The sequence below is a fragment of the Streptomyces yokosukanensis genome, from assembly GCF_001514035.1.
Lineage (GTDB): Bacteria > Actinomycetota > Actinomycetes > Streptomycetales > Streptomycetaceae > Streptomyces > Streptomyces yokosukanensis.
Map to the genome: position 1 here is coordinate 1 of NZ_KQ948212.1, position 1,548 is coordinate 1,548.

Here is a 1,548-nt window from a genome sequence, read left to right on the forward strand (position 1 = left end):
TGGTGCCGGCGCCGATTCCGGTCGGGCGTCCGCTGGACGGCATGCGCGCCTACATCCTGGACGACACGCTGTCGCTGGTCCCTTCAGGTGTGGCCGGGGAACTGTATCTGGCGGGTGCGGGGCTGGCCCGGGGGTACTTCGGGCGTGCGGACCTGACGGCGGAGCGGTTCGTGGCCGATCCCTTCGGCCCGGCCGGCAGCCGCATGTACCGCACCGGCGACCTGGCCCGCTGGTCCGGCGAAGGCCTGCTGGAGTTCGTCGGCCGGGCCGACGACCAGGTCAAGATCCGCGGCTTCCGCATCGAACTCGGCGAGATCGAAGCCGTACTGGGCCGCTTCCCCGGGCTGGCACAGGTCGCAGTCATAGCGCGTGAGGACCAGCCGGGCGACAAACGCCTCGTCGGCTATGTGGTCGCCGAGGCCGGAAACGACGCCCTGGACACCGAAGCCCTGCGCGCGCACGCGGCCGGTCTGCTGCCGGAGTACATGGTCCCCACCACGTTCATGGTCCTCGACCGGCTCCCGCTGACCACCAACGGCAAGGTCGACCACCGGGCCCTGCCCGCCCCCGACCTGCCCGCCGCCGGAACCGGACGCCCACCGCGTACCCCACAGGAGGAGATCCTGTGCGGCCTGTTCGCCGAGATCCTGGGCGTGCCCACGATCGGAATCGACGACAACTTCTTCGTACTGGGCGGCCACTCCCTCCTCGCGACCCGCCTCATCAGCCGCATCCGTTCGACCCTGGGCGTCGAACTGCCGGTACCGACCCTCTTCGAAGCACCCACCATCGCCACCCTCGCCGCCCAGATCGCGGAAGCGGGTTCAGCCAGGTCCGCGTTGACCGCGACGGAGCGTCCGACACGGATCCCGCTGTCACCGGCGCAGAACCGGCTGTGGTTCCTGAACAAGCTGGAGGGTGCGAATGCCACGTACAACGTCCCGGTGGCGTTCCGGATCACCGGGGACCTGGACGCGGATGTCCTCGAACGGGCGTTGAACGATGTGGTGGTACGGCACGAGAGCCTGCGGACGGTCTTCCACGAGATCGACGGAAGCTCAGCCCAAGTAGTGCTGGGAACGGACGCCGTCGACGTAAGGCTGCACCAAGTTACATGCGCTGTAAGCGAGTTGCAGACAGCGCTCCGTGGCGCGGGACAGTACGCATTCGACTTGGCCGCCGAGCTCCCGCTTCGGACGACGCTGTTCACCGTCGGCCCCGACGAGCACGTCCTGCTGCTGCTCGTGCATCACATCGCGAGCGACGGCGCCTCGATGGGGCCACTCGGACGTGACGTGGAGACCGCGTTCCGTGCCCGGCTCCAGGGCCGGGCACCGGCGTGGTCCCCGCTCCCGGTGCAGTACGCCGACTACACCCTGTGGCAGCGCGAGCTCCTCGGTGCGGAGGAAGACCCCAGTTCTCTGGTGAGCCGGCAACTGTCCTTCTGGACAAGCGTGTTGGACGGGATTCCCGACCAGCTCGAGCTGCCCTTCGACCGGCCTCGGCCGAAGGTGGCCAGCTACCGCGGCGACACCGTCCCGATCAGTG

General features: G+C 68.9%; 1 pseudogene. It reads left to right on the top strand.

Annotated features, from left to right (window positions below):
* Positions 1 to 17 precede the first annotated feature (17 nt).
* Positions 18 to 1,548: pseudogene (locus AQI95_RS17900) on the top strand (condensation domain-containing protein); the annotation flags it as partial.